Annotated in this window: 11 protein-coding genes; 7 read left to right on the top strand and 4 right to left on the bottom strand. The window is 54.2% G+C overall.

What is annotated here, in order from left to right:
* Positions 1-170: 170 nt before the first annotated feature.
* The 3 genes from KR51_RS13030 to ndhC are packed head-to-tail and all read right to left on the bottom strand — an operon-like array spanning position 171 to position 1,811.
* On the bottom strand, positions 171-710 hold the full coding sequence (locus KR51_RS13030; protein WP_022608457.1) for an NAD(P)H-quinone oxidoreductase subunit J: 540 nt from the start codon (positions 708-710) through the stop codon (positions 171-173).
* Complete coding sequence (locus KR51_RS13025; protein WP_022608456.1) at positions 703-1,452, bottom strand: NADH dehydrogenase subunit K; 750 nt, start codon at positions 1,450-1,452, stop codon at positions 703-705. The genes KR51_RS13030 and KR51_RS13025 overlap by 8 nt, the downstream gene beginning before the upstream one ends.
* The gene (ndhC, locus tag KR51_RS13020) at positions 1,449-1,811 is read right to left on the bottom strand and encodes a photosynthetic/respiratory NAD(P)H-quinone oxidoreductase subunit C (protein WP_022608455.1); all 363 of its coding nucleotides are present in this window, start codon (positions 1,809-1,811) and stop codon (positions 1,449-1,451) included. The genes KR51_RS13025 and ndhC overlap by 4 nt, the downstream gene beginning before the upstream one ends.
* Positions 1,812-2,088: 277 nt before the next feature.
* Between ndhC and KR51_RS13015 the strand changes: the two genes are divergently transcribed.
* The 7 genes from KR51_RS13015 (at position 2,089) to KR51_RS12990 (ending at position 5,062) form a co-directional block, all read left to right on the top strand.
* Entirely contained in the window at positions 2,089-2,466 is a 378-nt protein-coding gene (locus tag KR51_RS13015) for a rubredoxin (RefSeq protein WP_022608454.1), read from the top strand.
* 104 nt (positions 2,467-2,570) lie between these two features.
* On the top strand, positions 2,571-3,584 hold the full coding sequence (locus KR51_RS13010) for a photosynthesis system II assembly factor Ycf48 (RefSeq protein WP_022608453.1): 1,014 nt from the start codon (positions 2,571-2,573) through the stop codon (positions 3,582-3,584).
* 81 nt (positions 3,585-3,665) lie between these two features.
* Positions 3,666-3,911 (top strand): cytochrome b559 subunit alpha, encoded by a 246-nt coding sequence (gene psbE, locus KR51_RS13005; protein ID WP_022608452.1) that lies wholly within the window; start codon positions 3,666-3,668, stop codon positions 3,909-3,911.
* Positions 3,912-3,948: 37 nt separating this feature from the next.
* Positions 3,949-4,080 carry a cytochrome b559 subunit beta gene (gene psbF, locus KR51_RS13000; protein ID WP_022608451.1) on the top strand — a complete coding sequence of 44 codons (132 nt, stop codon included), beginning with the start codon at positions 3,949-3,951 and terminating at the stop codon, positions 4,078-4,080.
* A gap of 17 nt (positions 4,081-4,097) precedes the next feature.
* The gene (locus KR51_RS12995) at positions 4,098-4,217 is read left to right on the top strand and encodes a photosystem II reaction center protein L (protein ID WP_198016784.1); all 120 of its coding nucleotides are present in this window, start codon (positions 4,098-4,100) and stop codon (positions 4,215-4,217) included.
* 110 nt (positions 4,218-4,327) lie between these two features.
* Entirely contained in the window at positions 4,328-4,444 is a 117-nt protein-coding gene (locus KR51_RS18415) for a photosystem II reaction center protein J (RefSeq protein WP_022608448.1), read from the top strand.
* A gap of 309 nt (positions 4,445-4,753) precedes the next feature.
* Entirely contained in the window at positions 4,754-5,062 is a 309-nt protein-coding gene (locus tag KR51_RS12990) for an urease subunit beta (RefSeq protein WP_022608446.1), read from the top strand.
* Between the two features lie 1,142 nt (positions 5,063-6,204).
* Here KR51_RS12990 and KR51_RS12985 read toward each other — a convergent pair.
* Positions 6,205-6,573, bottom strand: coding sequence for a phage holin family protein (locus KR51_RS12985; protein WP_022608444.1), 369 nt, complete (start codon positions 6,571-6,573; stop codon positions 6,205-6,207).
* Positions 6,574-6,966 lie beyond the last annotated feature (393 nt).

The following is a 6,966-nucleotide window of genomic DNA, read 5'->3' as shown; positions in this document are numbered from 1 at the left end:
GCTCGGGTGGAATCGCCGCCCGCACGCAGGAAATCGCCAGCGGTTGTAGCGCCATCGCAAAGCGACCGCGCAACGTCCAAGGTGGGGGCGAATAAGTCACCCAAACATTCTCCAGAGACGAGCGGCAGTTAGATGCAAAATTTGTTGATTAAGGCCGTACCTGCAGAATTCTAGTAAGCATGTTGCAGCTCGTAGAAATCTGGCGATACGTAATCCTTCCGCAGCGGCCAGCCCACCCAGTCTTCGTTCATGAGAATGCGCTTGAGACCGGGATGCCCCTCAAACACGATGCCGTACATGTCGTAGGTTTCGCGCTCTTGCCAATCCGCAGCTTTCCAAAGGTCATATACGGACGGCAGCCGCGGATCCTCACGTGGCAAGTAAACCTTCAGCCGCACTTCATCCGGGCAATCGGCATTGTCGTCGAGCTTGATTAGATGGTAAAAGCTCACCAGTTCCTTGCCCGGACCGAGATCGAAGCCGCCTTGGCACTGCAAGTAATTGAAGCCGTAAGCATACAGTGCCGACGCGATCGGCAACAGATACTCCGGTGCAACGCGAATGGTTTCAACACTCAGATGATCTGGCTCCAAAGGTTGCTGGTCTTCAAAACCGTTTTCCTGGAGCCAACGCGACACAGGACCGACTTCAACAAGCCGGCCGGCGCTTGGGTTCTCACCGGTTGGCTGCTGGTTTTCTGCTTCAGCCATCGACTGTCTCTCCTAAGGGTTGTTGTTGCTGCAGTACTTGCGGTAGCGGCATGTCAGCTCCGGCTGCCAGCTCGCGCGCCCCTGCTTGGCGGTTTTCCGCACGTAGATAAACGCCATCGTGAATCGACTCGACCATCTTCATCTTGTGAGTCGTGCTGTAATAGCGGTGCGTTTGCTGCAACATTACGCGCTCTTGCATCGACTCGTTAGCCACCTTCTTGCGCAACTTGACAATCGCGTCAACGATCGCTTCAGGACGCGGCGGGCAGCCAGGAATATAGACGTCTACAGGAATCAGCTTGTCAACACCTTTAACGGTCGTCGTCGAATCCGCGCTGAACATGCCGCCGGTAATCGTGCAGGCACCCATGGCTATAACGTATTTCGGCTCGGTCATCTCTTCATAGAGTCGGACCAAAGCCGGTGCCATCTTCATATTGATCGTGCCAGCCGTAATGATCAAATCGGACTGGCGGGGGCTCGATCGCGGGACCAAACCGAAGCGATCGAAGTCAAAGCGCGAACCGATCAGCGCGGCGAACTCAATAAAGCAACACGCCGTGCCGTAAAGCATCGGCCACAAGCTCGAGAGGCGCGCCCAGTTATAAAGGTCGTCTACCGTCGTCAAGATGACGTTTTCCGAGAGGTCTTTCGTCACCTGAGTCCGACTGGCAGGATTGAGCAGCTTGTCTCGCTGCTGCTGCTCGTAAGCTGTTTGCTCTGCTGCAATGTTGGAAGTCATGACCACTCCAGGGCTCCTTTTCGCCATGCATACGCCAACGCCACGATGAGAATTGCGATAAAGATTAACGCCTCAACAAAGGCCAGTAGCCCCAGTTGGTGGAACGCCACTGCCCAGGGGTAGAGAAACACTGTCTCGACGTCAAACACCACGAATACGAGGGCAAACATGTAGTAACGGATGTTGAACTGAATCCACGCGCCCCCGATCGGCTCCATCCCGGACTCGTAGCTCGTGCGTCGTTCCGGACCGCCGTCGCGCGGACGCAGTAGCTTCGACGCCAGCAATCCCAAAGCCGGAATCAAGCTACACAGGATTAAAAAACCCAGGAAATACTCGTAGCCGCCGAGAACAAACACGTCGCTTCCTCTCTCCCTCGCTATGCGCCACCGGTTGTAGCACTTCTTTACAAGTCAACATTATAGGGTTGCTGTTGCCTGCTCCACGCTCGACTGGCAGATTTGCAACCCTCCCGTCGGCGATCGCCTTGTATTACTTCCCTACAATGCTAAGCATTCGGCTCGGGATTGTGCGGCCGATGGTTGCGAATGCTAATGATGTAACGGTTCGTCGTGTGGCATTCACAATGTGCGATAATTTGTAACGATCGCTCTCAGTAATGCCCGAGCCAGCGCCATGAACGAGCCGCAACCTTCACCAGCTGAGTCGCAGAACTCGCAGGAAGAGCTGACGCTAGCCGAACTTGCCCCCGCCCGCTTCGAGTGTCGTAGTTGCGGCTATGTTTACGAGCCCAATAAGGGCGACAGCAACCGCAATATTCCGGCTGGCACGTCTTTTGAAGACTTGCCGTTCGACTGGCGTTGCCCGGTATGTGGTGCCCGCCAGACGAAGTTCAGCAACATCGGAGCGGCTGGCGCGCCATCGGGGTTCGCTTCCAACCTGAACTACGGGCTTGGTGTAAACCAGCTGACGCCCGGGCAGAAGAACGCGCTCATTTTTGGCGGGTTGGTGCTGGCTTTTTTAGCATTTATGAGCCTTTATAGTTTGCGGTAGCGCGAGTAGTTATCTCGTGTAACCGGTCTATCTCGACCCTCACTGCTATGTCTGCTTCTAGGTCGAGAATGTCATTGCGTTATTTGGATTGACTGAGGAAACTGATGAGCGCCTTGTTCGACAAGTTCAAGCCAGTCGCCTTGCTACTGGCAGTTGCCCTGGTTTGCTTCGGATGCAGTAGCGTTCCGTCCACACAACTCAATCCTTGGACGCCGACAGTGCTGCCAACCGATGCAACGCTTCTCGACATCGGCTTTTCGGGCGATGGAGAGCGCGGCTGGATTGTTGGCAACCGCGCGACGATCTTGGAAACACACGATGGCGGGACTGATTGGCAGGAACGCGACCTCGGCTTGGATCCCAAGCTCAAGCTCACGAGCGTTAGCTTCGCCGGTAGTGAGGGTTGGATCGCCGGTCAACCTTCGCTATTGCTGCATACGACCGACAGCGGCGACACCTGGGAGCGCGTCCGTCTCAGCGAGAAGCTTCCCGGCGTGCCTGTATCCGTCAAGGCGCTCGGACCGAACTCGACAGAGATGGCGACGGACATCGGCGCTATTTACCAAACCGATGACGGCGGTCGCACGTGGCAAGCACAGGTTCAAGAAGCAGTTGGCGTTGCCCGAACGATTGCCCGCTCGGACGACGGTCGCTATGTGGCAGTGTCGGCACGCGGAAACTTTTACTCGACTTGGGAGCCTGGTATGGAGGCCTGGGAACCGCACGAACGCAATAGTTCGCGGCGTGTCCAGGCAATGGGGTTCGGCCTGGACGGTCGCCTGTGGATGCTGGCGCGGGGCGGTCAGATTCAGTTCACGGCGTCTGACGATCCCGATAGTTGGGAGGACCCGCTGTATCCCGAACTATCGACGAGCTGGGGACTGCTCGACGTTGCTTACCGGACCCCGGAGGAAGTCTGGGTTGCAGGCGGCAGTGGGAACTTGCTTGCCAGTTTTGACGGCGGTCAGACGTGGCAAAAAGACCGCGCAATCGAGAACACACCCGCCAATCTATATCGCATTGTTTTCCTCAATCCCGACCGCGGCTTCATTCTTGGCAACGATGGCGTTTTGCTCAAGTACGACTCCGCGGTCGAATCCGTTGCGGAAGCTGGATGAAGGTTGCAGGCGCCCTTGCGAGCTGTAACAAAATCTTTATCATGTTAGTTGATCCCGTGTTTTTTGTTCAGGAGTTGTGAGATGTCCGGTTCCACTGGCGAGCGTCCGTTTGGCGATATCGTTACTAGCATTCGTTACTGGGTGATCCACAGCATCACGATCCCGATGCTGTTCATTGCGGGCTGGCTATTTGTCAGTACTGGACTGGCATATGATGCCTTCGGTACGCCTCGCCCAGACGAGTATTTTACGCAGGAACGCCAAGAAATACCGATTGTTTCAGATCGTTTCGAAGCGCGCCAACAAATTGGCACATTTGACAAGTAAGGCGAAAGCTAAGGCATAGAAAAAGGAGATTTTCTCAATGGCTAACTCCCCAAATCAACCCGTCAGTTATCCCATTTTTACAGTGCGTTGGCTGGCCGTTCATACGCTGGCCGTGCCGAGCGTGTTCTTTTTGGGCGCGATCGCGGCAATGCAGTTCATTCAGCGCTAGGAGTTTCCAAGATGTCAATGGAACGGAAAAATAATCCGAACAAGCAACCCGTCGAACTGAACCGAACGTCACTCTTCCTCGGGTTGTTGCTGGTGTTCGTGCTGGGCATCCTATTCTCCAGCTACTTCTTCAACTAGGCTGTTGGGCTTTGCTTGACCTGAAGCCTTAAGTTTTTACTAGCTCGTCTGTCCGATGGGCGATCTGTGCGTGAGTTTCTTCGAGTTTGCTGTTTCTAAGGAGTAGAGAAATGAGTGGCGGACGCATTCCGATTTGGATCGTGGGTTTAGTTGCTGGTATGGGCGTGCTAGCCCTACTGGCGATATTCTTCTACGGCGCATATGCAGGTCTTGGCTCTGCCGTATAAGGCCCGACTTGCCTCGCGATCGATAGAAAACCTAATTCTAGGGTTTTTCATACTTGCAAAAGAGGAAGAGGGACCGCCAGGGTTATCCTGGCGGTCCTTTACAAATCGTTCCCTTACAAACCAAGCTCTCTTGCGATTAGCCCTTCTGTGCTATTAAAAAATCTGTTCCGAAGACCCTTTCTATCGGCAGCCTAGCCTTCCAAAGTTGTCAAAAACCTTGCGGTGCTGCCGCACCAACAGATTTAGAGCGGTGGGTTGAACAAGGGACGATTGTTTGGACTGTCAATTCGGTCAATTAGAGGTTTTACTGTGACACCGGGTGAATTAATACCAGCTGAGGGCGAGATCGAGCTCAATGCCGGGCGAGATACCACGCGCTTGAGTGTTGCAAACACGGGCGATCGCCCGATTCAAGTCGGCTCACATTTTCATTTTTTCGAAGCCAATTCTGCGCTTCAGTTCGACCGCGTTCGTGCTAGAGGTATGCGGTTGGATATTCCGGCAGGGACAGCAGTCCGCTTCGAGCCGGGAGACGAGCGCGAGGTCGGATTGGTAGCTTATTCGGGCCGAAGAGAGGTGTACGGGTTCAATGCAGCGGTTGAGGGTTCGCTTGACTAACAGGGTCTTGCTCCGGATGCCGTTCTAGTTTCTTGACGCCGAAATTATTTCGGTAACGGTGGCAGCTGCGAGCGGGCTGCGGTTACATCGGTCAGGATAAGGGCATCGGTCCTGCTTGAGAAGCAATCAGCCAGTCTTGCTTCATACCAGAGCGCCTCGCTGCACGACTAAGAACTTCACAGATGCAATGGGCCCGAGTTCTTCCCCAGCGGTTGGGATTCACAGATCTGTTCAGCTCGCACTTGATGACATAATGAGCGAGTTCCGTTTTCCCGAACCCCAACTACCCACCCTAGCCAAACCCCTATCCGACGCAATTCCCTGTCGCCGATAAGAGCTGTGAGGATTTGTTACTGACTTTTCTGCAAGTGTTTATTCCATCCCGGTTCGGCACCACTAGCTTTGCCGATGCTGTTGGGCGGCAAGTCAGTCTCACTGCTAGCGACGTTGCAAATTCGCTCCTACCCGGGCAGCCATCGACTTTACGATCGCGATTAGAAAGTATATCAGGGAGCATTGGTACCGTACGAGCGGCTGCCCTCAGAAGTAAGATTTGCACTTGGACGCGCAGTTATTCCATCGCCACCGACTAGCTCGCCAGCGATTGCTGCTGGCAACCTCACCGACTGAGTCTGCCACTTGGGTCGTCAAGAGGCGACAACCCGGTCGTTTCTCGCGTATCTCCAAGGGTGATGCGGCGGACGCATCCGAGTAGGGGTTGGTCATGCGAGCCGATAAGCAGACCTTCTAGCCATTATTTGTCTCCTCGATTACGACTAAACTCCTTACGTTGCCGTGGACATCGAAGCGCCCCATAACAGGCGAGACAAACCGATTCACGTTTCGAACAGGCGGGTCAGCGCGAGCGACATGCAGCCCCGCAATCGTGTATCTGGATTATCGTGCGGTTTACGGCGGAGCAAGCCTGACACTTCCCTGCGGTCTTTGCCGAGAACTGACAACGATCGCGTTTTAAATTTTCAGCGCGATCGTTGCCCGCGGTTCCGCAGTCCATATCAAAATTCATGCCACAAGCAACGGGGGTCGCGGGCGGTAGCGGAATGTATGGATGCGAAAAGTCATCGCTAGACCTATTGACCTATCGAACTCGATGAAAGATGGCTGGTTTCTCTGCGCAATGCTTAGTCAGCCGACACGAGACCGAATTGTCGCAAGATAAGCGTCAAGACCGAGTTCACAATCGCCAACGAAAACGCTCCGAGGACCGCACTCCAAATACCGTGGCGAAGGCGGAAGCCTTCAACTGCCCAAGCAGCCAATCCAAAGATGATAATGCTTACGAATAAGGGGACCAGCCCCAGGCTCAGCACCGCTGCCAGCGAGCGGAGTCCTGACGGCAAAAAATCCCAAAGATTGCTGAGCGCGCCGATAACTGCTCCGCCGATCAGGGCCTTAATTGGACTGTCGATCTCGACACCGATCGGGCGGACCTTGGAAATAATCAACAGTGCGATTGCTGTTACGACGGCACCTATTAGAAAACCAACCACGAATCGTTCTCCCATTACAGCAATGGACGACCGCAAACCGATCGCCCGGTTTCACGAGCACATTAACTTCCCCTTGCTACCTATTGCATCGCCCCGGCGGCGGAGTTGCTAGGGGCACTGGTAGCTGTAGCTTTCTTTGCGTCGAGTACTTCGCTGTGATTGACGATTAAACATTAGTAAAGTGTCGTCCCAAGCTCTGGTTTCGGATGTATTGAGTTGTTTGTAGTTAGTCTCACCGTTAGCTAGTACCGTTTTTTAAGCATTCTTACCGACTGAAGATGCGAGGAGATGGTGGCTGCAACATGTTGCTGCCTGAGGCGGGCAAGTCTATTGCATGTCAGCAAGGTAGCTTTTGGAAAAGCTTTAGGATGGAAGTCCTGATGCACGGTCATT

The organism is Rubidibacter lacunae KORDI 51-2, assembly GCF_000473895.1.
Lineage (GTDB): Bacteria > Cyanobacteriota > Cyanobacteriia > Cyanobacteriales > Rubidibacteraceae > Rubidibacter > Rubidibacter lacunae.
Note: the sequence above shows the minus strand (reverse complement) of the source record. Positions and strands in the feature narration are given on the sequence as shown.

What these genes read in the sequence shown, in the direction of transcription:
- KR51_RS13015 (WP_022608454.1), top strand. Translation starts at nt 2,089, where the DNA reads ATGAACGAGCCGCAACCTTCACCAGCTGAGTCGCAGAACTCGCAGGAA.
- psbE (WP_022608452.1), top strand. Translation starts at nt 3,666, where the DNA reads ATGTCCGGTTCCACTGGCGAGCGTCCGTTTGGCGATATCGTTACTAGC.
- KR51_RS13025 (WP_022608456.1), bottom strand. Translation starts at nt 1,452, where the DNA reads ATGACTTCCAACATTGCAGCAGAGCAAACAGCTTACGAGCAGCAGCAG.
- KR51_RS13010 (WP_022608453.1), top strand. Translation starts at nt 2,571, where the DNA reads ATGAGCGCCTTGTTCGACAAGTTCAAGCCAGTCGCCTTGCTACTGGCA.
- psbF (WP_022608451.1), top strand. Translation starts at nt 3,949, where the DNA reads ATGGCTAACTCCCCAAATCAACCCGTCAGTTATCCCATTTTTACAGTG.
- KR51_RS18415 (WP_022608448.1), top strand. Translation starts at nt 4,328, where the DNA reads ATGAGTGGCGGACGCATTCCGATTTGGATCGTGGGTTTAGTTGCTGGT.
- KR51_RS13030 (WP_022608457.1), bottom strand. Translation starts at nt 710, where the DNA reads ATGGCTGAAGCAGAAAACCAGCAGCCAACCGGTGAGAACCCAAGCGCC.
- KR51_RS12995 (WP_198016784.1), top strand. Translation starts at nt 4,098, where the DNA reads ATGGAACGGAAAAATAATCCGAACAAGCAACCCGTCGAACTGAACCGA.